Raw genomic sequence first — 25,450 nt, forward strand, 5'->3', positions numbered from 1 at the left:
TTGTGTCCCGAAGCCTTCGATTGAATTGACTTGGGCTGAGCCTCGAGAATATTCACCTTGAGAGTGATTGACGCTTCCATTCGTCACTGACCAGACATGCAGTCGGGGTGATCTGCGGTTCAGGCGCCTGTTCCGCATCGCGATAGGAAAGATCCGCTACGACGGCGGCGCGTGCGTCCCCGACTGGATCGTCGGCAATACTGTCACCGAACGTTGTTGAGTGCAATCGGCCGTCGGCGCATGGAGGTTCATCTTGATGAAAATTGCCCCAATACCGGCGACGCCGAATGAAATTGCGCAGCAACTTGCGGATCTTGGCGTGCGGTCCGGCGACCTGCTTATGGTACACGCCTCACTCAAGGCAGTTGGGCCCGTGCTCAGCGGTGCAGGCGGGCTATTGCAGGGCCTTTTGTCGGCCATCGGGCCGGGCGGGACGGTTATGGGCTATGCCGCGTGGGACCGCTCCCCTTACGAGGAGACGCTGAATGGTGCGACGCTCTCGGAGGAGGAGCGCTCGAACTGGCCCGCCTTTGATCCGGCCAACGCCAATGTCTATCCCGGCTTCGGAATGTTCAACGCGGTGCTCGCCAGCCAACCCGGTGCAAAGCGGAGCGCTCATCCCGATTCTTCCATGGTGGCAATCGGACCGCTGGCCGAAACCTTGGTGTCGCCGCACGCGCTGGGCGATGCGTTCGGACCCCGTTCCCCAGTTGACCGTTTCATTGCGCTTAGGGGCAAGGTTCTCCTCCTCGGAGCGCCTCTCGATGCTGTGACCGTTCTGCATTATGCCGAAGCTGTGGCCGACATCCCGGGCAAACGCCGGGTCCGCTACGAGATGCCGTTACTCGATGCTGATGGCCACAAAGTCTGGCAAAAAACCGAAGAGTGGGACAGCAACGGCATTCTCGACTGTTACGCAATTGAGGGCGAGCCCGATGCTGTGGAACGCATCACAAGGGATTATGTCGCGACGCGTAAGCCGGCTCGCGGCAAGGTTGGCAACGCCGACTGCTATCTCTTTGCGGCAAGGGATATCGTCAACTTCGGCATCGAGTGGCTGGAGCGGCGCCACGGTGCCTCTGCCCGGTGAAGCAAAGGGTGCAAGTACCGCCGCGTTGCACGCGATGCTTCAGGCAAATCGATCAATGGTCATCATCGCGCGCTTTGGACTCTGGAAGAGTTCGCGGACGGCGCACAACCCGGATGGTTCCCCCAGGGCCGCCGCCGCAATAGAAGTAGTCTCCGCCGTCAGCCTCCAGGCCTGAAACGACGGTATCCTCGGGCATTTCCACACGTTCCAAGGTTTTGCCGGTATTTGGATCCACGCGTCGTAGTTCGCTCTGCTCGTTCTCCCAGGTGCCATGCCACAGCTCGTTGTCTGTCCAGGTAACCCCTGTGACGAACCGGTCCGATTTGATCGTGCGAAGAATGGCGCCGGTTTCGGGATCGACCTGGTGGATCTGCCGATCAAGATACTGCCCGACCCAAAGCAGGCCGTCGCTCCACGCGAGGCCCGAGCCACCGCCTCCCGGCGCAGGAATCGTTGAAACCACTTCTCCAGTGTCGGGGACGATCTTGAGAATTCGGTCTTCGGAAATTTGATAGAGGTGATTACCATCAAAGGCGGTGCCAGCATGCGCCGCAACCGGATGGGAGTGCACTACTATTCCGCTATTGGGATCAAGCGCATGGAGTCCGTCGCCGGTGGCAAACCAAATGCGGGCGCCGTCAAACGTTACGCCATGAACCTGCTCCGAGCCCGGAAACGGACCCAATACGCGAATAATGTCAGCCTTCGATTTTTTCATGATGTGAATCCTAGCTGCCCGGCAGCGCGCCTGGGAGTAACAATACTGACGGGAAACCGAGGATTGGCGGCGCCATCCATCGGCGGGAACGCCCTCGGCCTATGGCGTGAACCTTGCCATCGACACGAAGTTTGTCGAGTGCGCGTTGCACCGACCGCGGACTTTTGTCGAGTGCCAGGGAAAGGGCAGAGCTTGGCCAAGCTTCACCATCAGCAAGGAGCGCCAACAGCTCCGCATGTGGACTGTCCGTCGGTGGTGCCAGAACCACGATACGCGGCGCTTTGTTTGCCGAGATGGCAAATCCGCTTGCCGTTGCGCTTATTGTGGCCAATTCCGCAATTTCCGCGCGCAATCGTGCGATCTCGACACGAAGTCTTGCCCGGTGGGACTCGTCCGCATGCTTTGCACCGAATGCGGCAGACAGCATGGCTTCTCTGGATGCGTCGCCCGGCCAGCGTTCCGCCATTGCGCGCGCCAGTTCAAAAAGAACTGGTCGTGTCGTCAAAGGCAGAACCTGCTCTTGATGGCGGATGACATAGCGGCAAGCATCGACAACGAGGCTATCAGAGGCGAGCAACCTCTCGACGTCATCAAGCCGCAGTGCCTGTTCCGTGCAATTCGATATCAAGCGGGCGGCGGGCTTTTTGAGCATTAAACCCGTACTTTGCACTTCGGCAATCAGGGCGGAGATTCCGGCAAATCGTGCGGCTGACTCTGCTCGGGCAAGGGCAGCGCTTGCGGCGGCGGCCCGCAGGCGTCGCATTGCGATGCCTGAACTTACCAGTTCGTAGGCGGTGCGCAGAGAAGCCTGAAGATTTGTCGGATCGATGCTGCCAAGCAAGCGCTCCGCGGCATCGATCCGCCCTACAAGCAACAGATGCCTGGCTTCAAGGACGGACGCATGAAAAGCGTTGATGTGATCACCATGCTTTTGTAGCTGAGTGCCAGCTTCCGCCAGCATGGTCGGAACGGCGGAAAGATCGCGCGATACGAGTGCGATTTCCGCCTCGGCGACGACACATCGGGAATGCGCAACGGGGTGTTTTCTGCCAAATATGCGGGCCGCATCTCTGAGGGCGATCCTTGCCCGGTCCAGGTCACCGAGCTGTGCCATTGCGATGCCACGCAAGGCCATAGCTGGAGCGTCATTGCGCAACGCAACGCGATTCAGAGCCAGCAAAGGATTGCCTGTCGCGAGGGCCTGCGCGGCAGCATTGATGAGTGAGTCCATCTAGAATCCCGTCACATTTGTAACTCTCGCTTGGATCGAATGGCGGCTAACTAATCAGCGTGGCCAATCAGGACATGGTAATTCTGCATCAAGAAAATGCAATTTTTATTGCAGTGCACCGGCTGCATTCATGCGGAACTAAATAGTTCCTGTCTGGTCGTAAGTATAAATCGAAACTCTCATGCGAGTTCTGCATGAGGAATGTCCTTGAAGGAGTAAAGAACATGAATCAGCTGGCTAGTGTCTCTAAATACGCCGCCCTGCGTGGGGGCGACACCCTGGTTTTCAACCGGGATCTGCCTGCCGAAGTCGACACCGTTTGGTCATGGCTTACTGAAGCTAAACTGCGCCGGCAGTGGCTTGCGGACGGCAATATGGAACTCGCCAAAGGTGCCGGGTTCGAGCTTGTCTGGCGAAACGAGCAGCTTTCCGAGCCCGCCGACCAAATCGGCGAACCGTCGGACAGCGAGCATAGCATGCAGTCCGCCATCACCGAGATCGACCCCGGCCATCTGATCTCCTTCACCTGGGCGAACACCGATGGCGTGACCTTCACGCTTGAAGACAAGGTTGGCGGAACCGAGCTCAAGGTGGTTCACAAGAAGCTGCCCGATCACAACACCCTTCTGAGCATTGCCGCTGGCTGGCACGCGCATCTCGACATTCTGGTTTCCCGCCTTCGCGGCGAGACGCCGGTGCCGTTCTGGGACGCCTGGCGTCAACTCAAGTCCGACTATGAACAGCGCATTGCAGCGTGAGCAGAGGTCCGTGGTAGGCGGGCCACGATCTGCACGGCCAGCATGGTCACAGGAGATAACGACATGCGTAAACTGATCTCAGGGATGAAAATATCATTGGACGGCCGCATGGAGGGACCGGACGGCTACGCGGATTGGGTGACGGCGTGGTCCGAAGACTATGGCCTCACGCCGCATATCGACGCTTGCCTGCTGGGCGCCGGTATGTATCCCGGCTATGAGCAATATTGGACGGCGATGCAGAATGCGCCAAACGAGCCCATGCCGATGACCGGCGAACTGCCGACGGATGAAGAGGTCGAATGGGCCAAGCTCATACCGGGCATGCCTCACTATGTCCTGAGCTCGACCCTCAAGTCCGCGCTCTGGCCGAACACCCGATTTCTGCGCTCCATAGACGAAATTGCGGAACTCAAGCGAGAACCCGGCAAGGATATCTATCTTGTCGGCGGGGCTCAGATCACTTCAACGCTGATCAATGCCGGGCTGGTTGATGAAGTGCACCTCATTGTGCATCCACTGCTCGCCGGCGGCGGGAAGGGGCTTTTTGACAGGGTGGACGGTCGCCATGCACTACGCCTGATCGATGCAAAGCCGGTAAATGGAGCTCTAGTGCATCTGAGCTATTCCTTCGCCGAGTGAATTAACTGGCGCGGCGGCGGGAGACTTGCCGCGCCTAATCCGTGTTCGGTCGAAGAGCACTTAACTTTCTCATCCATCGTGAACGGAAGGGAAGCTGGCGAGCGAGGTGTCGGGAAATGGCAGCAATCTCATCGACGAGCAGGAGGTTTCGGCACTGGCGCTACACCTCCTTCAAGCTTCGCTTGTCTATGTGAACACGCGCATGCTGCAAGGTGCTTGCCGAACCGTCGTGGGAAGGCCCCATGACACCGGAAGATTATCGCGGCCTGACACCGCTGATCTATGCCCACGTCAATTCCTACGGCCGGTTCGATTGATCTGGGCAGCCCGATAGATGTCGACAAAATCGCCGCGTGAGCTGTCTGCGTCAAAGGCACGTCGCAAAACGAGTAGAAATCGGTCCCGCATGCGGCCACACCCCGGTATACCGACGACGCAGACCGGGGTGTGGCGCTAAGTGCGCGCACCGACATGTCGGTGCTCCGGTCGGGCGCTCAATCCAAGAGAACCACAGCCTCAACCTCGAAGAGCATGGGGTCGATGGCGAGCTTTCGGCACCGGAACCAGCGTCTGCGCAGGCCGCTTGCCGCCGAACATCCGCGTCACGTTCTCGGTCAACACGCCAAGTTTCGTAATGTCGTAGTCAACCACGAAAACCGTCAGTTTCACTGTTTGATCCCAGAGTTTGATGGTGCGATGTTTTCCATGGAATGAAAGGAAGCACTATGGGGCAGATACGTCACGGCAGTGCCACGACAACGCACGCATTCCGAGCTGCAATACAGCGATCGCAAGCTTCGCCCGCATGGAGAAGGGTGCGCTCGTCTCCGGCCATCTCGGCGGCGCCGGTATCGACACGGCCGAGCACGAGCCGCTGCCGGCGACATCGCCGCTGCTTGCAGCCCCCAACTGCCTCGTGACCCCGCACATGGCCTGGTATTCCGAGGAGGCGGCTCGGGAACTGAAGCGCAAGGTCGCCGAAGAGGCGGTCCGCTTCGCCCGCAATGAGAAGCTGCATTACCCGGTCAACAGCATTGGCCGATCCGCCGCCTAGCCGACAAACCGGAGATCGCCGCGAACTGCCCCGCCAAACGAAGGCACCCTCCTGCCTCGAAATGGAGCAGGAAGGCAGCGCTCGACAAATCGAATTTCAGCGACGACTTCAAAACGCCCGTCTGTTCAGGCCGCCGCGAGGGGAGGCGACGAATATTAGGTTTCGACGCTCGGATAGTCCTTGCCGTGCCAGTCCTGAAGCCTTGCGGCGAATTCGCGCTGGAACGAAAGGGGCCCGCTTTTCTTCAGATAGGGCTCGTCATAAATGCCGATGAAGATCGTCAGGTTGAGGAAGAAATGCGCGCCCATTTCGAACAGGGCCTGATAGTCGTGGTTGATCAGCGCCTCCCGCTCTTCATGGGTAAGGCTGTGCACCGTCGAGGCTTCCACGTCATTGCCGAGCAGTTTGGGGCCGATCGACTGTTCCCAGGTGGCGACGAAGGTGCGCGGTTCGTCGATATAGCGCTGCAAGAGTTCCGGGTCGCGGTCGACCGTATAGAGGAACTTGTTGACGTAGTATTTGCTCATGCCGCGGCCTCCTTGGGATACCAGGTGAAATAGGCTTCCATGGTGTGGAACAGGTCGAGATTGTCGACATAGTCGGCCCCTTCCGGACCGGCCACGCCAAGCATCAGGATGAAGTTCAGGAAGCCATGGGTGGCATTGCCGCTCTGGGCCATGCTCTCATGGGTGACGTTTTCGAGAATAGCGTCGATATCGCCGCTCTTCAGCCATTCGATCGCCTGCCTGTCGAATACCGGATCCGGCCCCGTCTCCATGAACTGGCGGGGACCGCCGAGCTCAAGCGACAGATGCCCGGTGCCAATGGCGGCGACGCGCTTGTCGGAGGGGAAGTCGTCGATCGCCTTGCGGATGGCGCGGCCGACCTCATAGAAGCGCTTCGGCGTGTGCAGCGGCGGCGCGAAGATGTTGGTATAGATCGGGACCACCGGAAGGTCGTTTTGCGGACGCACGGTGATGATCGGGCAGATGATCGAATGATCGATTTTCAGCTCGTTGGAAAAGGCGAAATCGAAATTCTGGTTCATCAGCGACTGATGCATGAAGCGAGACATCGCTTCGTCGCCCTCCAGCACATATTTCGGAATGCCGAACTCGCGTTCCTCATTATAGAAGGTCGCGTCGTAGCGCTCCGCCTTGCCGATCAGGAATTGCGGGCAGTTGTCGAGGAAGATCTGGTGGAAATGATCGGATCCGATCATCACCAGAACATCCGGTTCGGCCTTTGCCAGCGTTTCGCGATAGGCCTCGATCTTGCGCTTCCAGGTCGGCGCTTCGGGCATCTGCTGTTCGGGCGGCGCCGTGGTGGCCTTCAGGTAGAAGGGGTGGTGGGTCGACGCCAGCGTTGCAACGAGTTTTGCCAATTCTCTCTCCTCTTATCGGATGTCCTCGAAAGCCCGCACGGTTGAAAGTGCCGCGCGCGGGCTCATTCCCTCGTCTTGAGGCCCGCCGTCTCAGTCGCCGAACAGCGACCGGGCGATGCCGGCCTTTTCGAAAATGTAATCGCGGCTCTTCTCCAGCTCGCCGCGCAGATGGGCGATGTCCGCGCCGACAAGCTTGCCCTTCCACTTGCGGACCTTGCCGGCCACCAGCACGCTGTCGACATTCGAGCGTTCCATCAGCGTGACCACGGTTCCGGGCACATTGTTGAGCGGGGCGACATTGAGCGCCTCGGCATCCAGCAGGATGATGTCGGCGTCCTTGCCGGGTGTCAGCGAACCGGTGCGGCGGTCGAGCTTCAGGCCCTCCGCCCCGCCGATCGTGGCCGCCCGGATTGCCTCGCGGGCGGTCAGAAGGGCTGGATATTCCTCGCCTGCCAACGCCTTTTCATTGGCGAACATGCGCTGCATGGTGACCATGGCCCGCATCTGGGTGAAGAAATCGGCTGTCATCGTGCATTCCACATCGGTGGAAAGCGAAAGGCTCATGCCATGGTCGATGGCCTTCTGGATCGGCGGCGTGCCGTGGCGCATCTGCATCTCGATCGGCACGGACAGCGAGATATGAGCACCGGCATCGCGGGCATATTTCCAGCCGTCATCCGACATGCCGGTCATGTGGATGAAGATATTGTCCGGCCCGAAGGCGCCGCCCGCGCCAAGCCCGTCGAATGTCGGCTGCATGCCGAATGTGCCGACCACATGCAGCGCAATCGGCAGGTCGAGGTCGCGTCCGGTCTTCCAGGATTGTTCATGAAACGGCAGGTAGATCTCGCCGCCCATGATCATTGTCAGCAACTGGTCGTTCGAGGAGAAATACTGTTCGCGCAGCCTTGCCGCATCGCCCGGATACTGGGCGTCGTCGCCCCAGCCTTCGAAATAGCCGAAGACCGAACGCCGGCCGGAATCCTTCAGCGCTGAAATCACGGCGTCGGAATGGGCCGGCGAGTGGTGGATCTGGCTGACATCCATCACCGTCGTCACACCGGCATCGAGCTGCGACAGCGCGCCGAACAGCTCGTTGATATAGACATCCTCCGGCCGATAGACGAGCGAGAAGGATTGCAGAACGGTCTCGTAATAGTTTTGCGCATTCGCCGGCAGGCCATCATTGATGAGGATGGCGTTTGCAAGCTGGCCGCGCAAAGCGGTTTCAAACTGGTGGTGATGGGTATCGATAAAGCCCGGCATGACGATCTTGCCGGCCGCATCGATCTCGATCGCGTCGTCCGCCGAGATGGTCTCGGCGATTTCGACGATCCGGGACCCCTCGATCAGAATGTCGCCCCTTTCGAAATCGCCGACTGTGCCATCCATGGACAGGATGATTCCGTTGCGGATCAGCGTGCGCTGTCCTTCACGCCCGCAGGCCTCCGGCACGCCGTCCGTCACAGGCGATGACGCCGGCATCGCCGTCGCCCCAGCGCCGAAGCCGGCGGGGCCGAGTGCCGGGTAGGGCAGATGCCGTCTGGAAATGTCGCAAAGCCTGCACATGGTTTCTCCTCCCTTGAACCTGCGCGGAAAACCTGTCCTTCGGTCAGGTCCCCATTGTCGATTGCAGAACCGGATACCGGCTCATGGCATGCGCGATATGCGATGCCGCCTCCCTGAGCGCGGGCAGCCGTTCTGCGATCATGCTTTCGGGCGTCACCATGCCGGTGTATCCCGAGGTGTTGAGCGCCGCGATCGTGCGGCCCTCGAAGTTCCTGATCGGAACCGCAAGCGCGGTGATGCCGTAGTCGAGCTGATCGACGGTCGTGGCATAGCCATCCGCCCGGACAGCCATGATCTTTTCGCGAAGGACATCGGGGTCGGTGACCGTCTTGGAGGTTAGCGCTTCGAGCCTTGCGGTTTTCAGATAGTGTTCGAGGGCCTCGTCGGAGAGACCGGCGAGCAGAACGCGGCCGAGCGAGGTGGCGCCTGCGGGATAGCGCGCGCCGACGACGGCGGCAGCGCGGCGGGCGCGCTGAACCGAGACATGGGCGACGTAGATGACATGGTCTCCATCGAGCGTTCCGATCGACGAGGCATCACCGAACTGCTCGACAAGCATGCGCAGATTGGGTTGCAGAACCTCGTCGATACGGGCGGAGAAATAAAACGCCGAGCTCAGCGTCATCACCTTGGGACGCAGATGGAAATGTTTGTTGGTCTGGCCGACATAGCCAAGCGTCTGCAGCGTGATCAGGCTGCGGCGGGCGGCCGCTGGCGAAAGACCGACGCGGCGCGCGACCTCGCTCAGGGTCATTTGGGGATGGGCGGCGTCGAAGCATTCGAGAATCGCAAGCCCCTTGGCCAGCGCCTCCACGAATTCGGCAGGTCTGTCGCTCTCTTCGACCATCTTCAGAATTTCAGCCACGTCATTTTCCTCAAGAACCGGTTTCATCTGGCGCCAGATTGGTTGAGGCGGCCCCTGAAAACAAGGGCTTGCCCACCACCGACTGGCCGCGCGGCCCCGGTTCGTCCTCCCGCCGAAAACTGGTCCCGACCGTGTGAGACAGGCCGGCTCGCTTTCAACTTGACGCTAGACTAATTGCTCTCTACGATTTCGGCAAGAGGAAATTATTTCGCACAGCGAAAAGGGAGTTTGTTATGCGAATAGGTAAACAGGACGGTGCGTTCACCGCCATTGCCGGATCCGATGCCGAGAGCATCACGGTGCGCGGCCACGACCTGTGCGGCGATCTGATCGGAAAGATCGACTTCAGCGATTATTTCTGGCTGCTCGTGACCGGCGAAAAGCCCGCGCCGGCGCAACGGCGGATGATGGATGCCTGCCTGGTCGCGATCGCCGAACACGGCCTGGTGCCAAGCGTGCAGGCCGCCCGCATGACGCTTGCCGCCGGGCCGGAGGCCTGGCAGGGGGCGATGGCCGCCGGCATTCTCGGCATGGGCAGCGTCGTCGCCGGTTCCTCGGATGTGGCCGGGCAGTTTCTCGTCTCCGTGGTCGAGAAGGCCGACAGCATGGGCGGCGATCTGGAAAAGGCCGCGATCGAAAGCGTCACCGCCTTGAAGGCCGCGCGCAAGAAGGTGCCGGGGCTTGGCCATCCGCAGCATTCTGCAGGCGACCCGCGCGCCGACAGATTGCTGGAGGTGGCCGCCGAACTGGACATCAAGGGACGTCACATCGAAGCGCTCCATGCGCTTGCAAAAGTGGCGCCGGGGATTGTCGAACGGCCGCTTCCGATCAATGTCTCGGGCGCCATTCCCGCGACGATCCTCGATGCCGGCTGGCCGGCCGATGCCATGAAGGCGGTTCCGATCCTCGCCCGCACAGCCGGTCTCTCCGCGCATCTCCTTGAGGAAAGCCGGCGCTCTATCGGTTTCATCATGTCGCACAAGGCGGATCTTGCGATCGAATATGACGGCCCCAAGGCCGCGGACAAAAGCAGCTGAGCGGGGAAGCCGGATGGTCAAGATTCTCAAGAATATCAGGGTTATCGAACTCGGCACCTATATCACCGGGCCGGCTGCGGCCATGCATCTCGGCGATCTCGGCGCCGATGTGATCAAGGTCGAGCGCCCCGGCGCCGGCGATCCCTTCCGCGCGTTCAAGGGCGGCCTCTATTCGCCGCACTACCAGACCTACAACCGCAACAAGCGTTCGATCGCGATCGACACCAAGGATCCGGCCGAACTGGCGTTTTTGCGCGATCTCGTCTCGACCGCCGATGTGTTCATCCAGAACTTCAGGCCCGGCGTCGCCGAACGTCTGGGCGTCGGGGAAGACGATCTGCGCAAGGTCAAACCCGATCTGGTCTATTGCGCGATTTCCGGTTTCGGCCAGTCAGGCCCGGCGCGGGATCGCCCGGCCTTCGACACCGTTGCCCAGGCGGCGAGCGGTTTCCTGAGACTGTTGACGCCGCCGACCAATCCGCGCGTGATCGGCCCCGCGATCGCCGATGCGCTCACCGGCCAATATGCGGCCATGGCCATTCTCGCTGCACTTCTGGAGCGCGCAACCACGGGCAAGGGGCGACGGATCGATATCTCGATGCTGGAAGCCATGACCCATTTCAACCTTGACAGCTTCACGCATTATTTCGCCGTGGACGAGGTCATGGGCCCGCTGTCGCGGCCGACCGTGTCGCAGAGCTATACATTCGAGTGTTCCGACGGCAAATGGGTGGCGATCCACATGTCCTCGCCCGCCAAGTTCTGGGAAGGGCTGCTGGAGGCGACCGGGCAGGAGCAGCTTGCCGATGACCCCCGTTTTGCCGAGCGTCTGGAACGCATCCAGCATCAGGACGACCTCATCGAAATCCTGACACCGGTCTTCAAGACGAAAACGCGCGACGCATGGTGCGAAAAACTGCTCGAGGCCGGCGTACCCCACGCACCGGCCTATGATTCCGATGAAGCGCTCGACGATCCCCAGGCGCAGCATCTGCAGATCGCGGTCGAGATGGACCATCCCGAAAAGGGCAAGACCAAGACCGTGCGGCCGCCCTACAGCTTCGATGAGCAGGTCGAAACAGACATTGTCGCGCCGCCATTGCTCGACCAGCACGGTGCGGAAATACGCGCCGAGATTGCCCGCCGGAAGGCGGGCTGACACGCGCGTTTCGTTGCGGACACAGGGAGGAGGTGACCGGCATGCAAGAGACAGAAGAGACGGTTCCGGCAGCAGCCGTAATGGAGGCCAGCAAGGCCATGCTGCAGAAAAAGCTGTTCGCCATCTTCACCGAAGCGACGAACGGCATGGGACCGGTCTTTGAAAACATGGAGGCGCACCTGGCCTACCAAGTCGGGTTGGAAAGGGATGGCGTGCTTTATGCCGCAGGTCCGCTCTTCTCCGACGATGGCGAGCGCTGGGCAGGCGAGGGCATGGTGGTCATCCGGGCAGAAAATGCCGATGCCGCGGTCGAGATCGCCCGCAACGACCCGATGCACAAGGCGGGTGCCAGACGTTTCAGGGTGCGTCCCTGGATGATCAATGAGGGGCGGGTCTCGATCCGGCTCGACTATTCGACACAGACATTCGTGATGGACTGAACGCATCTTTCGGGAGGAGCAAATATGCGTAACTTTCTCAGACTGACAACGGCCGTCATGCTGGCGATACCTTCGGCGGCCTTGGCGCAGGAAACCATCGATTTGACAGTGGCTTCCAGCCATCCGACGGTGATCCCGTGGGTGGGCATGATCCAGACCCACTTCATGGCGAAGACCGATGAAATCCTCGCCGAGACCGGCGACTACAAGATCAACTGGAACGAGGCATTCGGCGGCCAGCTCTACAAGGCCAATGCCACGCTTTCATCCGTTGAAGAAGGCATCACCGATATCGGTTGGGTGTTCTCGCTGCTGGAGCCGGCCAAACTGCCGCTCAGCCAGGCCACGAGCTATGCGCCGTTCTCCACCGCCAATCCGCAGCTTCAGCTTGAGGTGATGGAGGATCTGATGGAGAACAACGAGGCCTTCCGCGAGGAGTGGGAGCAATATAACCTCAAGGTTCTCGGCCTGACCGGAACCGACATGTACGACATCTATACCAAGGAGCCGATCGAGGGCATTGCCGATATCGACGGCATGAAGATCTCCGCGCCCGGCGTGCTCGGCACCTGGCTGCGAGGCACCGGGGCCAATGCTGTCGACGGTGCGCTGACCACGTTCTACACCGACATCCAGACAGGCGTTTCCGACGGCGTGCTGACGCTCGCGCTCGGCGCCAAGCCGGCAAAGCTTTATGAGGTCGCGCCCTATCTCAACCGCTTCGATGCGGCCGTGTCATTCTCTGGCGCGATCGCGATCAACCGCGATGTCTGGGATACGCTGCCGGAAGAAGTTCAGGACGCGATGATCGAGGCCGGCAAATATTACACCGCGGCCCACGGCAAGCAGTTGCTGGAAGGCCATGAGGCAGCCCTTACGGACATGGTTGCCTTGGGCGCGGACCAGAATCCGCCGGTAACGCTGGTGGAAATGCCCGAGGCAGAGCGCGAGGCCTGGGTTGCGATGCTGCCGGATCTTGCCGGCGAATGGGCGGATAACCTGGAAGCGCAGGGACTTCCCGCACGCGAATTCCTGAGCGCCTATATGGACGGCCTGCGCGAGCGCGGTGAAACGCCCATGCGCGACTGGGACCAGTAGGCGGCGCGCGCATATGTCGTCCGCAACAGAAAACGCCCGCCAGCCCGGCGGGCGCTCTCCGAACGCCCTGACCCGGGCGTGGCAGATCCTCGTTGACGGTCTCGCCGCGCTCGGAACCGTGCTCATTCTGGTGCTGATGCTGGTCATCTCCGCCGATATCGTGATGCGCAACCTGCTGGGCTCGTCGCTGCCGCTGGTCTCAGAGCTTGGCGCGCTTTTGCTGGTGATGATCGTTTCGCTTCAGCTTGCCACCACCATCCGCGCCGACAGGTTGGCGCGCACCGAGATTTTCTTCCCCGGCTTCAGGCTGAAACGGCCGGTGGCCGGCAGCATCCTGTCGGCGCTCTTCAACCTGACCGGCGCGGCGATGATTGGCCTGATAGCATGGTCCAGCTTTCTGATCCTTCAGAAGGATTGGACATCGGGGGAGTATATCGGCGTTTCCGGCATTGCCACGCTGCCGGTCTGGCCGTTCCGCGCCTTCATCGTTTTCGGGGTCGCTGTTGCCGCATGCGAGTTTCTGTTTCGGGCGGTCGGGGACCTAGCCGCCTCTGTCAAAGCCGGGGAGCGACCATGAGTCCGCTTGAAATCGGAGGTCTGGCGATCGCCGGCCTGCTGGTGCTGATCTATCTCGGCATGCCGATCGGCATCAGCATGCTGTTCGTTTCCTTTGTCGGCGTTTCGGCCATTCGCGGCGAGGTCGTGTCCATGCGCATGCTCGGCGCGGTCGCCAACAATTCGCTCAGGGAATATCTTTACGCCATCGTGCCGCTGTTCGTGCTGATGGGGCTTCTGGTGACCGTCTCGAAGGTCGGCAAGGATACGTTCGACGTGTTCCAGAAGCTGATGGGGCGGATCACGGCGGGGCTCGGCATCGCGACCGTGTTCGCCAATGCCGTCTTTGCCGCCATTACCGGGGTTTCTATCGCCTCCGCCACGGTCTTCAGCCGGGTCGCCGTGCCGGAAATGACGCGCCATGGCTATACCGCCAAATTTGCCACCGGCGTGGTTGCCGGCTCGTCCGTCCTCGGCATGCTGATCCCGCCGTCATTGCTGATGATCGTCTATGCGGTGCTGGCCGAGGAATCGGTGGGCCGGATGTTTCTCGCGGGCGTTGGCCCGGGCATCCTGCTCGCCATCGCCTTCTCGGCCACCATATTCCTGCTGGCATGGCTGAAGCCGGATTTCGTCTTCACGGCGGAAAAGCCGGTGCTGGAGGAGGAGGACATCGGCTGGCTGGCGCTCGTTCGAAAGGCCGTGCCGATCGTCTTCCTGATGGTTCTGGTGCTCGGCGGTCTCTATGGCGGGTTTCTGAACCCGACGGAGGCGGGCGCTGCCGGGGCGCTGGGCGCTTTGCTGATCGCGCTGTTGCGCCGCTCGCTGACGCCGCGCTCGTTCTGGCGATTGCTGGTGGAGACCGGCCAGATTACCGTCTCGGTTCTGTTCCTGATCCTGGCCGCGACCTTTTTCAGCCGCATGCTGGCGCTTTCCGGCATGCCGCGTTTCCTCGCCGAAACCCTGCTCTCCGGTCCGATCGGCCCCTATGGTTTCCTGCTGCTCTATCTGCTGCTGATCATCGCGCTTGGCTGCCTGATCGATTCCATCTCAATCATGCTGATCCTGCTGCCGATTGCGCTGCCGGTCGCGGAAGCCGCCGGATTCGATCTCATCTGGTTCGGAGTGCTGACGGTGGTGGCCGTGGAGGTCGGGCTGCTGACGCCGCCTTTCGGCCTGTCGGTCTACATCATCAAGACAGCCGTCGAGGACCGGTCGCTGAAGGTCTCGGATATCTTCAGGGGCGCCATGCCCTTCGTCGGCGCGATGCTGGTCTCGCTCGCCCTAATCGTCGCCTTTCCGTCGATCGCGACCTGGCTTGCACGGTTTTAGGCTTTAGTGACAAATTAACTATTTGATCCAGGCCATGATTGACGGCTTCTTTATGAAGCCGAGGAAGTTCCCCTGAGCTTGTCAAATCGCGTGGCTATTCGCCGCCATTGCTTGAGTTTGGCGAAGAAACCTTCAAGTCCCCATCGCTGCCTGTAGGCGACGCAGTCGTATTCATGCTGATATTTGCGGTGGCGGCGGGGCGGTATGACCGGTTCGCCGCCTTGCTCGAGAATGATGTCATGCAGGCGGGCGGCGTCATAGGCCCGGTCGGCAAGAACCTTGTCAGCGTGTAATCCGGTGATGAGCTCAAAGGCGGGCGCCATATCGTTTTGCTGCCCGGGGCCAAGTTCGAAGCGGATCGGCAATCAGAGCGCATCGATCACGGCGTGGATTTTTGTTCCAAAGCCTCCACGCGAACGCCCGAGAGCCTGAGCTTGCGCGCCCCTTTTCGTCGCCCGCCAGAGGCCTGGGCCTGTGCGCGAACGATGGTGGCGTCTATGGCGAGCCATTCCGTGTCAGGGTTCGTCGCGACTGCCTCGAAGATCCGGTCGAACAGCCTTGCTTGATCCACCGGTAATACCGTCGCTTGACGGTTTGATACTGGCCGAAACAGTCTTCCGGCAGGTCGCGCCAGCGCGCACCCGAGCGCGCCAGCCAAAGAATGGCATCGAAGAAACGGCGGGCATCGCTGCGCGGTCCTCGTTTGCCCTTTCGCCCGCCAGGAACAAACTCACGAAGACGTTCCCACTGATCATCTCGAGGAACTTCACCTTCCACACCGACCTCCAAAAGTCAGTGTTGAATCTGATTTGAGCAAAAGGGAATCCACAAACCTTAAATTGTCACTACATCCTAGTTCGGCGATCGGATAAAGCGTCCCGATCGCGTTGCGCAATTCCGGCGGCGCTGCCAGTCCCAAACGAAAAGGCTGCTTAAGTCCGCTTCAGCACGATCAGAGCATCCGCCGCGACGGTGTTGCTGCCATGGCAGATAACGGGATTGATATCCAGTTCCGCGATCTTGTCAGCGTGGTCGGTGGCAAATTCAGAGACGCGAACGATGATCCGCGCCAATGCATCGCGATCCACCGGCGGCATATTGCGAAAGCCGTCGAGCAATGGCGCGGCGCGTAGTTTTGAAAGCATATCGAGCGCCTGGGACTGACTGACAGGGGCCGGCGCGGTAACGCTATCGGCCATCAGCTCGACCAGCACGCCGCCGAGACCGACCAGGACGAGCGGCCCGAAGGCGGGATCAATGCGCGCGCCAATGACGATTTCGAGGCCTTCGGGCACCATGTGCTGCAGGATGACCCCGTCGATCCGGGCGTCGGGAGCGGCCTTGGCGACCGCGCCGATCATCCGCTCATAGGCGGCAACGGCAGCGCCGGGCGTTTCCAGGCCAAGGACGATGCCGCCGACTTCGACAGGACATCCGCCGCCCGGCTGCGGATCTGGCCGGGCTCGATGTTTCCGCGCTGGTGCGCAAGAGCCAGGGCTATCAGCTACCGGTCGCCGATGCGCTGTGCGCGATGGGCCGCCCGGGTCAGAAGACCGGCAAGGGCTATTATCGCTATGAAGACGGACGCACGCCGATCCCGGATCCCGAGGTCGATGCCGTGATTGCGGGCGTTGCGGAACGGCTGGGCGTGCGTCAGCGCAGCTTCAGCCAGGACGAAATTCGCGAGCGCCTGTTTTATCCGATGGTCAACGAGGGCGCGCGTATTCTGGAAGAGGGTATTGCCGCCCGCTCTTCCGATATCGACGTCATCTATGTGCATGGCTATGGCTTTCCCGCTTGGCGGGGCGGGCTGATGTACTGGGCCGACGCCGAAGGGCTCGACCGGATCGTTGCCGCGCTCGACGGCTTTACGGATGAGACCGGCGAAAGCCGTCTGGAGCCCGCGCCATTGCTGCGGCGATTGGCTGAGGCCGACCAGGGCTTCGCCGACCTTCAATCGAACGGAAAAACGGAGGACTGACGAAGGTGGGAGCCAATTTCAGGGATGCGGTGGCGATTGCGGGGGTGGCCGAAAGCGAAGTCGGCGTTCTTCCGCATCGCACCGAAATGCAATTGCACGCGCAGGCAGCCAAACGGGCGCTGGACGATGCCGGCATCGGCCTGGCTGAGGTTGACGGCGTTTTGTCGATCGGCTCCTCGCGGGGCACGCGCATGCCGTCCGTGCAGGTTGCGGAATATCTCGGCATCATGCCGAGCTACAGCGACTCCACGTCGTTGGGCGGCTGCTCGTTCGAGGCCTATGTGCAGCATGCCGCATTCGCGATCGATGCGGGGCTTTGCAACACCTGTCTGATCACCTACGGCTCGACCCAGCGCAGCGGCGGCGCCGGATTTGGCGGCGGAACAGATCCGTGGCTTGCCGCCTCGCAGTTCGAGACGCCTTTCGGATTGCCGATGATGACAGGCGCCCATGCGCTTGCGGCCTCACGGCATATGCATCTGTACGGCACAACCCGCGCGCAGTTGGCCGACATCGCCGTGGCCGCGCGCAAATGGGCGCAACTGAACCCCGCAGCGCCGCGACACGAGGATCTCACCGTCGAGGACGTTCTTTCCGCCCCGATGATCGCCAGCCCTCTCGGCAAGTTCGATTGCTGCCTCGTGACCGATGGCGGCGGCGCGGTTGTCGTCACGCGGTCCGATCGGGCGCGCGATGCCCGCCAGCCGCCCGTCTGGCTGTGGGGATCGGCGGAGACCCACACCCATTCATCCATTGCCAATATGCCCGATCTCACCGTGACGCCCGCCGCCCGCACGGGTCCGGCAGCATTTAAAAGTGCGGGGCTTATGCCCAGCAACATGGATCTGGCCATGATCTATGACAGCTTCACCATCACCGCCTTGATGACGCTCGAGGATCTCGGCTTCTGTGCAAAGGGAGAGGGCGGCGATTTCGTTTCGGGCGGACGGATAGCGCCAAAGGGCGACTTCCCTATGAATACGCAGGGCGGCGGCCTGAGCTACACTCATCCCGGCATGTACGGCATATTCCTGATCGTCGAGGCCGTTCGCCAGCTTCGAGGCGAGGCGGATGCCCGTCAGGTGAGCGCCGATCTGGCGCTTGTCCATGGAACCGGCGGGGCGCTCTCTGCCGGGTCAACCCTGATCCTTGGAAAGGAGCCGCGCCGATGAGCAGCAAGCCGGTCCCCAGCCCCGACGCCGAAACCGCTCCCTTCTGGGACGCGGCCGCCGAGGGCGTTCTGAAAATCCAGAAATGCGCCGGATGCAATGAGCACGTCTTCTATCCGCGCCTGGTCTGTCCGCATTGCATGTCGGACGAACTTGACTGGGTCTGCGTTTCCGGTTGCGCGCGCATTCACGCGTTGACGATCGTCCATCGCTCGACCGCGCCCTTCCGCGACGACCTGCCTTTCGCCGTCGCGATCGTGGAGCTGGAGGAGGGGCCTCGCATGATGACGCGGGTGCTGACCGATACGCCGGAAACCTTGCGGATCGATGATCCGGTCAAGGTGCATTTCGCGCCGCAGGGAGACGGTCCGCCATTGCCGTTCTTTGAGCCGGCATAGTTTTCCGGGAAGGAAAAGGCAGCAGGGACGGTAAACCGCCCCTGCTTTTTTTGTTGTCTTCAACCGAGACCGATTTCACGCTTGTCGCGCGCATAGCGGATGAGCGCGAGATAGCGGTAGAGACCGTGGACGAACTTGCCGTAGGGCATGGTCAGGAAGAAGGTCAGCACCGCGCCGAGATGAAGGGCGAGAAGGAGCCCCAGAAGCGGCGTTTCACCGAGGAGCCTGAGCGCGAGTCCGGTTGCCCCGGTCACCAGGAGGATCACGATGAAGCCGTATTCCATGCTCTTGAAGCCTGGCGTGCGCAGCGCCTCGTGCCGGGTCAGCTTGGCATGGATCAGGCCGATCGGCCCGATCACCAGACCAATGCCGCCGGCAATGCCGAGAAGGGCGGGAATGTCGTACCAGGCATAGGGCGCTTCGCGGCCCAGCAGGTAGTGATAGAGCGTGGCAAGCGAGGTGGACGCCAGGCACAGCAGGAAGCCGTAGAAGGTGAAGTGGTGCCAGAGCCTGCGCCGGTCGGTGGGTTTGTCGTCCTCGTTGAAACAGCCCTGCCCACCGCCGTCAAGATAGGTGAGTTTCGCCGCATTCACTGACGCCTCTAGGTGATCGCCGACATGAAGATCCGGCGCGCCGGCATCCCGCCAGAAGGCGCGTGCGCCCATGAAGATCGCAAACAGCATGTAGAGGAAGGCAGCACCGAACAGGGCGACCATCGCATTGTGCGGCATCAGCGCATAAAAGCGGCTGTCTTCCAGATGGGCCGTCCACAATGCGCCCGGATTGTTGGCGGCAACGATGCCGAGCAGGAACAGGGCGAAGCTCACCGTCAACCCCAGCGCCAGCGCCAGGCCATGGCGGGCAAACAGCGGGCGCGCCGCCGCCGGCCAGGCGTAATGCGCATAGCTTTCGGTCCGCACCTGCGCCAGGACTTTCGGCACGTTGACATTGAATTCGTGCGGCGGGGAGAACTGGCAATCATGAAAGCAGGCACCGCAGCCATGGCAGAGATTGGCGAGATGGTTCAGATCGCCATCACTGAAGGATCGCTTCATTTCCATGGCCGGAAAGACCGCACACAGCCCTTCGCAATAGCGGCAGGAGTTGCAGACGGTCATCAGCCTGTCGGCTTCGGTGAGCGCCGGGGTTTCATGCGACATGTCGTGCGGCCTCCTCGCCCGCGATACGTCCGAAGACCGCGCCGATGGTCATGCCGATGCCCGCGGCATAGCCCTGGCCGAGCACATTACCCGCCATGATCTCGCCGGCGGCGAACAGGTTGTCGGAAGGCGCACCATCGGCCATCACCATGCGCGCGTCATGGTCGACCTTCACGCCGAGATAGGTGAAGGTGATGCCCGGGCGCACCGGATAGGCATAATAGGGCGGGGTCTCGATCCGCTGCGCCCAATTGGTCTTGTTGATCGCAAGCCCTTCGGTGGTATTGCCGTCCTTGGCATTGGTATCGAAGGGCTTGCCGTCGATAACGGCGCTATTGAACTCGTTAATGGTCCGCTCGAAGACATCCGGATCGAGTTCAAGCTTTGACGCCAGTTCCCGAAGGGAGGGGGCCGAGATCGGCGGGTAAAGTGATGGCATGAAACGCGGGATATTCGGCGCGTCGAAGATAATGAACGCCTTCTGGTCGGGCTGGTTTGCCACCAGCCGGCCCCAGATCGCATAGCGCTTCGGCCAGATATCCTCGCCCTCGTCGTAGAAGCGTTCGGCGGCGGTGTTCACCACCACCCCCAACACCACGCAATCGAGCCGGGTGATGATGCCGCCGTCATAGCGCGGCGCGCGCGCATCGATGGCCACCGCATGGCACTGGCTGGCGTCGCCGATCTGCATTACGCCGCTATCGATCAGCATGCGCGTGACAGTGCCGCGATTATAGGGCGTGCCGCGAATGAGGAAGTTCTCGGCCTTTTCGCCCCAGCCTTGCTTGAGCCAGTCGATATCGGCCTGAAATCCGCCGCAGGCGGCGACGAAGGCGGCGGCCCGAATGACCTCCTCGCCGTCACGACTGCGCACCGTTGCGGCATGAAAACGGCGCTCGCGTATGTCGAGTCCGATCACCTCATGCTCATAGCGGATCTCGACACCGAGCCCTTCGGCGGTGCGATAGAGCGCGTTCAGCATCGACCGGCCGCCGCCGAGGAAGAAGGAGTTGGTGCGGCCAAGACTGATGGTCCCGCCGAGCGAGGGCTGGAACCGCACGCCCTGCTGCTGAATCCAGCCGAGCATCGGCTTGGACTTCGCGATCATCATCCGCGACAGCGCTTCGTCGGTGTTGCCATCGGTCACGCGCATCAGGTCTTCGAAGAACTCGTCTTCGGAATAGGGACCCGTCAGCGTGCTGGTCGCCTCATCATGAGCGCAGCGCATGTTGCGAGTGTGGCGGGTATTGCCGCCCCGGTAGAATTTCGGAGCGGCCTCCACCACCAGCACCCGTCGGCCTTGTCTTGCTGCGGCGATCGCGGCGCAAAGCGCCGCATTGCCGCCGCCAGCGACCAGGACATCCCAGTCCGCCATCGGCTCAGACCTTGTCCATCAGGCGGGAAAGGACAGGAAAATATTCCTGCGCGAAGCCGGCATCGCGGGCCTTTTCCATCCGCGCCTGCGCCAGTTCCGCGCCATGGGCCCGAAAGCCGGTGAACGCGGCGAGATCGAGCGCGTAGCTGACATCCTTCAGGGCATAGTCGGTCGGGAAGGCGCCCTTGGGGTAGCTATCCTTGAGCATTGCCTTCATGCCGTGGTTGCGCAGCGCAAAACTGTCCGCGGAGCCTTTCGACATGGTGTCGAACAAAAGGTCCGGATCGACGCCCGCGGCCTTGCCGAGCGCAAGCGCCTCGGACAGGGCGACAACGGTTTCGAACAGCACCATATTGTTGAGGATCTTCACCACCTGTCCACAGCCGACCGGGCCGCAATGAGTGATGTCGGTTGCGGCATGGGCGAGCAGCGGGCGTATCCTGTCAAACACCGCGTCGCTACCGCCGACCATGATCGAAAGCGTTCCGTCTTCCGCTGCCTGGCGGGTACGCGCGACCGGGGCATCGGCGAAGTCGATTCCGCGTTCGGCAAGCTTGTTGTCGATCGTACGCGTCAGGCTCACCGGTGCGGTCGACATGTCGACGACCGTCAGGCCCTTTCGGCCGTGTTCCAGAACGCCATCCTTGCCGAGAATGACGGATTCGACCTGAGGACCGCCGGGCAGAGAGAGGAAGAGGATGTCCACTTCGGCCGCGAGCGCGGCGACGCTCTCCGCCTTTTTGGCGCCAAGCGCGACGAGCCTGTCGACGGGCGCGTCCGCGAGATCGAACACGCGGACCTCCGCGCCGGATTTTTGAAGCATGTTGCGGCAGATGGGTTCGCCCATCACGCCGAGTCCGGCGAAGCCGATCAGGGGGGCAGTCATTATCGGGATCCTTGTCGTGTCGGTATTGAAATGATCGAGTGTCCGCAAAGCGAGCCTAGATAGGCGGTCTCGCCGTTGGCGGAAAAGTCGATGCTGGCAATGTTGCCGAGACGGCTGTTGCCGGCCTCGTAGAAGTGTTCGCGGCCCATCCGGCCTTCGGAAAGCGCGGTCTCGACCGTGTCGACCCAGCTGGCATCACAATCTTCGAGAACAAGCGTCTTCTGCCTATCCGGCGTGATCCGCCACAGACGGTTGCTGACGATGCAGGTCACCCAGAGATAGCCTTCCCGATCGAACCGGATGCCATCGGGAAAATCGCCGCGTCCGAAGGCGGCAAAGGTTCTGCGGTTGCTTAAGCCGGAAGGCCCGAGATCGAATTGCGTGATGGTGCGAGAGAAGGTCTCCGAGACCATCAGGCCACTGCCATCGGGCGTTAGCCGGCATTCATTGGAAAAACAGATGTCGTCCGCTAGAATCCGGGCGCCGTGTTCGTCCTTGATGATGACAAGCCCGTCGCGCACCGTGTCTGTATAGGCGGCGAAGCGCGGGCGGCTGACCGTGCTGACGGTGATGAAGCATCGGCCCTTTTCGTCCGTCATTACGAAATTTGCGGCTGCGAGAAAAACGCCATCGACCTCCATCAGATACGGGGTCAGTTCGCCATCCGCAGACAGCTTCCAGATGCCGCCGCCCTCGCCGATATTGGCTATCAGGAAGCTGCCATCGGGCTGGGGGGCGATGCCGTTCGGGATCATCTCCTCGCCGCTGGCCAGCGCGGGTTCCGGGCCGCGCGTGGAGACTTCGCCATCAGGCGTAACGAAGCTGACGCCTCTGCCGCGATGCGAAACGGCAAGTCTTCCGTCACCAAGCACCTGGACCGATTCCGGACGGTTGAGCCCGGCGCCGATCGGGCGGACGTCATTGAAGGTCAGTTTCGGCGAATGGGTCGAGTCCATCATATCTCCTCTTCGATTTCAAAATAGACCGATAGTTCTGTCTAGCGCAACAAAAATGTCTTGACAAATGGTCTCTCGAATGGACTTATCGGTCTGCCTAGTGGAATTTGGAGGTTGCGTGGGCACGATCGCTGACATCATCGAGCGGATACCGGCGCTGTTTGCCGACGAACCATCTCTGGTTCGGCGCGCGGCGCGGGCCGAGATCACGATCCTGCTGCAGGCGGGCGATCAGGCGCGTCGTCTGATCCTGGATCGCGGCACGCTGTGCGTGGCGTCGGCTGATGGCCCGATGGATGGCTGGGATATCGCGTTCAGAGGTGCCGCGGACGTCTTTCTCGATCACTGGCAAGAGATGCCAAGCCCCAATTCCGCCGACATATTCGGGATGCGACGCCACGGACGCCTCGTCATAGAGGGCAATTTCCTGCCGTTGATGCGGCATCTGCAGGTGGTGAAGGATATACTGGCGCTGCCGAGGAGGGTGTCGTGACAGCCGTTTTCGATCCCATCACCGGACGTTACCTCCGGCTCGATATCGGCGGCCGCGCGCACCGCGTCTATATCGAGGAGGCGGGGGAGGGCATTCCGTTGCTCTGCCTGCATACGGCAGGCGCCGACGGTCGCCAGTACCGCGATTTGCTGCTCGACGAGAGTGTGACCGACAGATTTCGCATCATCGCCTTCGACATGCCCTGGCATGGCAAGTCGAGCCCGCCCGAGGACTTCCAGAATGAGGAATACAGGCTTTCCACCCGTGCCTATGTCGACACTATTCTTGCCGTATCCGAAGCGCTCGAACTCGACCGACCGGTTGTGCTCGGCTGCTCGATCGGCGGGCGGATCGTGCTGCAGCTTGCGGCCGAGTGTCCGGAGCGGTTTCGCGGTCTGATCGGCGCGCAGGGCGCGGCCTGGCAGGACCCCTGGTACGACACCGACTGGCTGCACCGTTCTGACGTGCATGGCGGCGAAGTCTGCGCCGCGCTGATCTCCGGGCTGATCGCGCCCGGCGGGCCGGACGCTGACCGGCATGAGACCTTGTGGCACTACATGCAGGGTGGGCCGGGCATCTTCAAGGGCGACCTGTGGTTCTACCGAGTCGATGGCGATCTGCGCGACACGATCGCGAACATTGATACCGAAAAATGCCCGCTATGGCTGCTGTCTGGCGAGTACGACTATTCCTGCCGTCCCGAGGATACCCTTGCCACCGCCGACGCCATTCCCGGCTGCAAGGCCGTGGTGATGGAACGGCTGGGGCATTTTCCGATGAGCGAGAATTACGAGCAGTTCGCCGCCTATCTGCGGCCTGTTCTGGATGAGATTGCAACGCCGGCAAGCCGGTAATGACCACACTATGATTAACAGGGAGGTTCAATCATGAGACTGACAGGAATTCTGGCCACCGTATCGGTGCTTGCCATGGTCGCATCGCCGGCGATGGCTGAGGAACAGACGCTTAAGATCGGCGCACTGGTGACCCAGTCCGGCGCGGGCGCAAGCTGGGGCAACGGCATGCTGCGCGCTGCCGAACTGGCAGCCGAGGACGTCAACAAGGATGGCGGGCTCGATGTCGGCGGCACCAGATATCATGTCGAGGTGATCGCCTATGATGACGCCTACAAGGCGAACGAGGCCGTCACCGCCGCAAACCGTCTCGTGTTCGAGGACAAGGTGAAATACATCATCGGCACGGTCGGCTCCGCGCCCATTCTGGCGATCCAGCCGATCACCGAGGAAAACAAGGTCATCACCATGACGCTCGGCTTCACGGCGCAGGCCCTGTCGCCCGAAAAGCCCTATACGTTCCGGCCGAACCCGACGACCGCCGAAGTCGCACAGCCGCAGATCGACTGGCTGGTCGAAAACCAGAACATAAAGACCGTTGGCGCGCTGTTCCCGAATGACGAAACCGGCGAGGCGATCGCCGAGGATATCGCCGCAGCCTATAAGAAGGCGGGCGCCGAACTGACTGCCAAGGAATTCTTCGAGCGCGACCGCGTGGACTTCATTCCGCTTCTGACCCGCATCGTCGCCCAGGGCGTGGATGCGATCGAGCTGGACGGCAACTCGCCCGTGACCGCCGGCCAGATCGTGCAGCAGGCTCGCGACATCGGCTTTGAGGGCGTGATCATCCGCACCGGCGGTCCCGCAACGCAGGAGATCGTGAATGTCGCCGGAAAGGCGGCCACCAACGGCATGTTCGTGCACTCGGCCTTCAATCCGGCAATCGAGACCGCCACCGCCTATCAGCAGCGCTACGTCGACACCTATGGCGATCAAATGAACGGCTTCTCGCCATTCTTCTATGACGGCACGAAAATGCTGTTCAAGGCGATGCAAGAGGCTGGCACCGTCGACGACACCGAGGCCGTCAAGACCGCGCTCGAGAACATCTCCGACTATGAGGGCGTGCTCGGCACGATGAACTGGACCGGCGAGGACCGCTACGGCATCGCCCATCAGCTCGATTCGCCCTTCTATATCGCGCGCGTCGAGGATGGCAACGAAGAGATCGTTGCCTCCTGCACCACATCGGGCTGCGAATAGCAAAAGCGTTCCGTGCGGCGGGATCGCCGCACGGATTTCTTGA

The 25,450-nt window shown here is 61.4% G+C and carries 27 protein-coding genes and 3 pseudogenes; 17 read left to right on the forward strand and 13 right to left on the reverse strand.

What is annotated here, in order from left to right; all coding sequences use genetic code 11:
* Positions 1 to 256: 256 nt before the first annotated feature.
* On the forward strand, positions 257 to 1,090 hold the full coding sequence (gene aac(3), locus Mame_RS22955) for an aminoglycoside 3-N-acetyltransferase (protein WP_018063886.1): 834 nt from the start codon (positions 257 to 259) through the stop codon (positions 1,088 to 1,090).
* Positions 1,091 to 1,142: 52 nt separating this feature from the next.
* On the opposite strand, the gene Mame_RS22960 is transcribed toward aac(3), so the two are convergent.
* Together Mame_RS22960 and Mame_RS22965 are read right to left on the reverse strand one after the other, a co-directional pair.
* Positions 1,143 to 1,808, reverse strand: a complete 666-nt coding sequence (locus Mame_RS22960) for a Vgb family protein (RefSeq protein WP_026173318.1) — start codon at positions 1,806 to 1,808, stop codon at positions 1,143 to 1,145.
* A gap of 10 nt (positions 1,809 to 1,818) precedes the next feature.
* Positions 1,819 to 3,039: a hypothetical protein gene (locus Mame_RS22965; protein WP_018063888.1), complete on the reverse strand. Its 1,221-nt coding sequence runs from the start codon at positions 3,037 to 3,039 to the stop codon at positions 1,819 to 1,821.
* 224 nt (positions 3,040 to 3,263) lie between these two features.
* Here Mame_RS22965 and Mame_RS22970 point away from each other — a divergent pair, with 224 nt between their 5' ends.
* The 3 genes and pseudogenes from Mame_RS22970 to Mame_RS27410 all read left to right on the forward strand — a co-directional run.
* On the forward strand, positions 3,264 to 3,797 hold the full coding sequence (locus Mame_RS22970; protein WP_026173319.1) for an SRPBCC family protein: 534 nt from the start codon (positions 3,264 to 3,266) through the stop codon (positions 3,795 to 3,797).
* 63 nt (positions 3,798 to 3,860) lie between these two features.
* On the forward strand, positions 3,861 to 4,439 hold the full coding sequence (locus Mame_RS22975) for a dihydrofolate reductase family protein (RefSeq protein WP_026173320.1): 579 nt from the start codon (positions 3,861 to 3,863) through the stop codon (positions 4,437 to 4,439).
* 121 nt (positions 4,440 to 4,560) lie between these two features.
* Positions 4,561 to 4,796: pseudogene (locus Mame_RS27410) on the forward strand (Tn3 family transposase); the annotation flags it as partial.
* Between the two features lie 137 nt (positions 4,797 to 4,933).
* On the opposite strand, the pseudogene Mame_RS22985 reads toward Mame_RS27410, so the two are convergent.
* Positions 4,934 to 5,117 (reverse strand): annotated as a pseudogene (locus Mame_RS22985) (RidA family protein); the annotation flags it as partial.
* A gap of 127 nt (positions 5,118 to 5,244) precedes the next feature.
* Between Mame_RS22985 and Mame_RS22990 the strand changes: the two are divergent.
* Entirely contained in the window at positions 5,245 to 5,493 is a 249-nt protein-coding gene (locus Mame_RS22990) for an NAD(P)-dependent oxidoreductase (RefSeq protein WP_018063892.1), read from the forward strand.
* A gap of 155 nt (positions 5,494 to 5,648) precedes the next feature.
* On the opposite strand, the gene Mame_RS22995 is transcribed toward Mame_RS22990, so the two are convergent.
* The 4 genes from Mame_RS22995 to Mame_RS23010 form a co-directional block, all read right to left on the reverse strand.
* Positions 5,649 to 6,020, reverse strand: coding sequence for a hypothetical protein (locus tag Mame_RS22995; protein ID WP_018063893.1), 372 nt, complete (start codon positions 6,018 to 6,020; stop codon positions 5,649 to 5,651).
* A complete protein-coding gene (locus tag Mame_RS23000) occupies positions 6,017 to 6,877 on the reverse strand; it encodes a DODA-type extradiol aromatic ring-opening family dioxygenase (protein WP_018063894.1) in 861 nt (286 codons plus the stop codon). Before Mame_RS23000 ends, Mame_RS22995 begins: the two co-directional genes overlap by 4 nt.
* A 90-nt stretch (positions 6,878 to 6,967) precedes the next feature.
* Positions 6,968 to 8,446, reverse strand: a complete 1,479-nt coding sequence (locus tag Mame_RS23005) for an amidohydrolase family protein (RefSeq protein ID WP_018063895.1) — start codon at positions 8,444 to 8,446, stop codon at positions 6,968 to 6,970.
* A gap of 43 nt (positions 8,447 to 8,489) precedes the next feature.
* Complete coding sequence (locus tag Mame_RS23010) at positions 8,490 to 9,338, reverse strand: IclR family transcriptional regulator domain-containing protein (RefSeq protein ID WP_018063896.1); 849 nt, start codon at positions 9,336 to 9,338, stop codon at positions 8,490 to 8,492.
* A 206-nt stretch (positions 9,339 to 9,544) separates the two neighbouring features.
* On the opposite strand from Mame_RS23010, the gene Mame_RS23015 reads away from it, so the two are divergent.
* Genes Mame_RS23015 through Mame_RS23040 form a run of 6 tightly spaced genes read left to right on the forward strand, consistent with a single transcriptional unit; the run spans position 9,545 to position 14,932 of the window.
* Complete coding sequence (locus Mame_RS23015) at positions 9,545 to 10,348, forward strand: citryl-CoA lyase (protein ID WP_018063897.1); 804 nt, start codon at positions 9,545 to 9,547, stop codon at positions 10,346 to 10,348.
* A 13-nt stretch (positions 10,349 to 10,361) separates the two neighbouring features.
* Positions 10,362 to 11,507, forward strand: a complete 1,146-nt coding sequence (locus Mame_RS23020) for a CaiB/BaiF CoA transferase family protein (protein ID WP_018063898.1) — start codon at positions 10,362 to 10,364, stop codon at positions 11,505 to 11,507.
* A 41-nt stretch (positions 11,508 to 11,548) separates the two neighbouring features.
* Positions 11,549 to 11,947 carry a YciI family protein gene (locus Mame_RS23025; RefSeq protein ID WP_026173322.1) on the forward strand — a complete coding sequence of 133 codons (399 nt, stop codon included), beginning with the start codon at positions 11,549 to 11,551 and terminating at the stop codon, positions 11,945 to 11,947.
* 24 nt (positions 11,948 to 11,971) lie between these two features.
* Complete coding sequence (locus Mame_RS23030) at positions 11,972 to 13,045, forward strand: C4-dicarboxylate TRAP transporter substrate-binding protein (protein ID WP_018063900.1); 1,074 nt, start codon at positions 11,972 to 11,974, stop codon at positions 13,043 to 13,045.
* Between the two features lie 13 nt (positions 13,046 to 13,058).
* Positions 13,059 to 13,622, forward strand: coding sequence for a TRAP transporter small permease subunit (locus tag Mame_RS23035; protein ID WP_018063901.1), 564 nt, complete (start codon positions 13,059 to 13,061; stop codon positions 13,620 to 13,622).
* On the forward strand, positions 13,619 to 14,932 hold the full coding sequence (locus tag Mame_RS23040; RefSeq protein WP_018063902.1) for a TRAP transporter large permease: 1,314 nt from the start codon (positions 13,619 to 13,621) through the stop codon (positions 14,930 to 14,932). Before Mame_RS23035 ends, Mame_RS23040 begins: the two co-directional genes overlap by 4 nt.
* A gap of 18 nt (positions 14,933 to 14,950) precedes the next feature.
* On the opposite strand, the pseudogene Mame_RS23045 reads toward Mame_RS23040, so the two are convergent.
* Both Mame_RS23045 and Mame_RS23050 read right to left on the reverse strand, forming a co-directional pair.
* Positions 14,951 to 15,709: pseudogene (locus Mame_RS23045) on the reverse strand (IS5 family transposase).
* 155 nt (positions 15,710 to 15,864) lie between these two features.
* Positions 15,865 to 16,344, reverse strand: coding sequence for an acetate--CoA ligase family protein (locus Mame_RS23050; RefSeq protein ID WP_079921035.1), 480 nt, complete (start codon positions 16,342 to 16,344; stop codon positions 15,865 to 15,867).
* A gap of 68 nt (positions 16,345 to 16,412) precedes the next feature.
* On the opposite strand from Mame_RS23050, the gene Mame_RS23055 reads away from it, so the two are divergent.
* The 3 genes from Mame_RS23055 to Mame_RS23065 are packed head-to-tail and all read left to right on the forward strand — an operon-like array spanning position 16,413 to position 18,480.
* A complete protein-coding gene (locus Mame_RS23055) occupies positions 16,413 to 16,913 on the forward strand; it encodes a 3-hydroxyacyl-CoA dehydrogenase family protein (RefSeq protein WP_018063907.1) in 501 nt (166 codons plus the stop codon).
* A 5-nt stretch (positions 16,914 to 16,918) separates the two neighbouring features.
* On the forward strand, positions 16,919 to 18,085 hold the full coding sequence (locus tag Mame_RS23060) for an acetyl-CoA acetyltransferase (protein ID WP_018063908.1): 1,167 nt from the start codon (positions 16,919 to 16,921) through the stop codon (positions 18,083 to 18,085).
* Positions 18,082 to 18,480 carry a Zn-ribbon domain-containing OB-fold protein gene (locus Mame_RS23065; protein ID WP_018063909.1) on the forward strand — a complete coding sequence of 133 codons (399 nt, stop codon included), beginning with the start codon at positions 18,082 to 18,084 and terminating at the stop codon, positions 18,478 to 18,480. Before Mame_RS23060 ends, Mame_RS23065 begins: the two co-directional genes overlap by 4 nt.
* A 59-nt stretch (positions 18,481 to 18,539) precedes the next feature.
* Here Mame_RS23065 and tcuB read toward each other — a convergent pair whose 3' ends face one another.
* Genes tcuB through Mame_RS23085 form a run of 4 tightly spaced genes read right to left on the reverse strand, consistent with a single transcriptional unit; the run spans position 18,540 to position 22,857 of the window.
* Complete coding sequence (tcuB, locus tag Mame_RS23070) at positions 18,540 to 19,640, reverse strand: tricarballylate utilization 4Fe-4S protein TcuB (RefSeq protein ID WP_018063910.1); 1,101 nt, start codon at positions 19,638 to 19,640, stop codon at positions 18,540 to 18,542.
* Positions 19,630 to 21,015, reverse strand: a complete 1,386-nt coding sequence (gene tcuA / locus Mame_RS23075) for an FAD-dependent tricarballylate dehydrogenase TcuA (protein WP_018063911.1) — start codon at positions 21,013 to 21,015, stop codon at positions 19,630 to 19,632. The genes tcuB and tcuA overlap by 11 nt, the downstream gene beginning before the upstream one ends.
* 4 nt (positions 21,016 to 21,019) lie before the next feature.
* On the reverse strand, positions 21,020 to 21,901 hold the full coding sequence (locus Mame_RS23080; RefSeq protein ID WP_018063912.1) for an NAD(P)-dependent oxidoreductase: 882 nt from the start codon (positions 21,899 to 21,901) through the stop codon (positions 21,020 to 21,022).
* Positions 21,901 to 22,857, reverse strand: a complete 957-nt coding sequence (locus Mame_RS23085; RefSeq protein WP_210162232.1) for an SMP-30/gluconolactonase/LRE family protein — start codon at positions 22,855 to 22,857, stop codon at positions 21,901 to 21,903. Before Mame_RS23085 ends, Mame_RS23080 begins: the two co-directional genes overlap by 1 nt.
* Before the next feature lie 118 nt (positions 22,858 to 22,975).
* On the opposite strand from Mame_RS23085, the gene Mame_RS23090 reads away from it, so the two are divergent.
* The 3 genes from Mame_RS23090 to Mame_RS23100 are packed head-to-tail and all read left to right on the forward strand — an operon-like array spanning position 22,976 to position 25,407.
* A complete protein-coding gene (locus Mame_RS23090; RefSeq protein WP_018063914.1) occupies positions 22,976 to 23,350 on the forward strand; it encodes a hypothetical protein in 375 nt (124 codons plus the stop codon).
* Positions 23,347 to 24,204, forward strand: a complete 858-nt coding sequence (locus Mame_RS23095) for an alpha/beta fold hydrolase (protein ID WP_018063915.1) — start codon at positions 23,347 to 23,349, stop codon at positions 24,202 to 24,204. Before Mame_RS23090 ends, Mame_RS23095 begins: the two co-directional genes overlap by 4 nt.
* 33 nt (positions 24,205 to 24,237) lie before the next feature.
* Positions 24,238 to 25,407, forward strand: coding sequence for an ABC transporter substrate-binding protein (locus Mame_RS23100; RefSeq protein ID WP_018063916.1), 1,170 nt, complete (start codon positions 24,238 to 24,240; stop codon positions 25,405 to 25,407).
* Positions 25,408 to 25,450 lie beyond the last annotated feature (43 nt).

Origin of the sequence: Martelella mediterranea DSM 17316, assembly GCF_002043005.1 — a bacterium.
Taxonomy (GTDB): domain Bacteria; phylum Pseudomonadota; class Alphaproteobacteria; order Rhizobiales; family Rhizobiaceae; genus Martelella; species Martelella mediterranea.

What these genes read in the sequence shown, in the direction of transcription:
- Mame_RS22960 (WP_026173318.1), bottom strand. Translation starts at nt 1,808, where the DNA reads ATGAAAAAATCGAAGGCTGACATTATTCGCGTATTGGGTCCGTTTCCG.
- Mame_RS22965 (WP_018063888.1), bottom strand. Translation starts at nt 3,039, where the DNA reads ATGGACTCACTCATCAATGCTGCCGCGCAGGCCCTCGCGACAGGCAAT.
- Mame_RS22970 (WP_026173319.1), top strand. Translation starts at nt 3,264, where the DNA reads ATGAATCAGCTGGCTAGTGTCTCTAAATACGCCGCCCTGCGTGGGGGC.
- Mame_RS22975 (WP_026173320.1), top strand. Translation starts at nt 3,861, where the DNA reads ATGCGTAAACTGATCTCAGGGATGAAAATATCATTGGACGGCCGCATG.
- Mame_RS22990 (WP_018063892.1), top strand. Translation starts at nt 5,245, where the DNA reads ATGGAGAAGGGTGCGCTCGTCTCCGGCCATCTCGGCGGCGCCGGTATC.
- Mame_RS22995 (WP_018063893.1), bottom strand. Translation starts at nt 6,020, where the DNA reads ATGAGCAAATACTACGTCAACAAGTTCCTCTATACGGTCGACCGCGAC.
- Mame_RS23005 (WP_018063895.1), bottom strand. Translation starts at nt 8,446, where the DNA reads ATGTGCAGGCTTTGCGACATTTCCAGACGGCATCTGCCCTACCCGGCA.
- Mame_RS23010 (WP_018063896.1), bottom strand. Translation starts at nt 9,338, where the DNA reads ATGAAACCGGTTCTTGAGGAAAATGACGTGGCTGAAATTCTGAAGATG.
- Mame_RS23015 (WP_018063897.1), top strand. Translation starts at nt 9,545, where the DNA reads ATGCGAATAGGTAAACAGGACGGTGCGTTCACCGCCATTGCCGGATCC.
- Mame_RS23020 (WP_018063898.1), top strand. Translation starts at nt 10,362, where the DNA reads ATGGTCAAGATTCTCAAGAATATCAGGGTTATCGAACTCGGCACCTAT.
- Mame_RS23025 (WP_026173322.1), top strand. Translation starts at nt 11,549, where the DNA reads ATGCAAGAGACAGAAGAGACGGTTCCGGCAGCAGCCGTAATGGAGGCC.
- Mame_RS23030 (WP_018063900.1), top strand. Translation starts at nt 11,972, where the DNA reads ATGCGTAACTTTCTCAGACTGACAACGGCCGTCATGCTGGCGATACCT.
- Mame_RS23035 (WP_018063901.1), top strand. Translation starts at nt 13,059, where the DNA reads ATGTCGTCCGCAACAGAAAACGCCCGCCAGCCCGGCGGGCGCTCTCCG.
- Mame_RS23040 (WP_018063902.1), top strand. Translation starts at nt 13,619, where the DNA reads ATGAGTCCGCTTGAAATCGGAGGTCTGGCGATCGCCGGCCTGCTGGTG.
- Mame_RS23065 (WP_018063909.1), top strand. Translation starts at nt 18,082, where the DNA reads ATGAGCAGCAAGCCGGTCCCCAGCCCCGACGCCGAAACCGCTCCCTTC.
- tcuB (WP_018063910.1), bottom strand. Translation starts at nt 19,640, where the DNA reads ATGTCGCATGAAACCCCGGCGCTCACCGAAGCCGACAGGCTGATGACC.
- tcuA (WP_018063911.1), bottom strand. Translation starts at nt 21,015, where the DNA reads ATGGCGGACTGGGATGTCCTGGTCGCTGGCGGCGGCAATGCGGCGCTT.
- Mame_RS23080 (WP_018063912.1), bottom strand. Translation starts at nt 21,901, where the DNA reads ATGACTGCCCCCCTGATCGGCTTCGCCGGACTCGGCGTGATGGGCGAA.
- Mame_RS23085 (WP_210162232.1), bottom strand. Translation starts at nt 22,857, where the DNA reads ATGGACTCGACCCATTCGCCGAAACTGACCTTCAATGACGTCCGCCCG.
- Mame_RS23100 (WP_018063916.1), top strand. Translation starts at nt 24,238, where the DNA reads ATGAGACTGACAGGAATTCTGGCCACCGTATCGGTGCTTGCCATGGTC.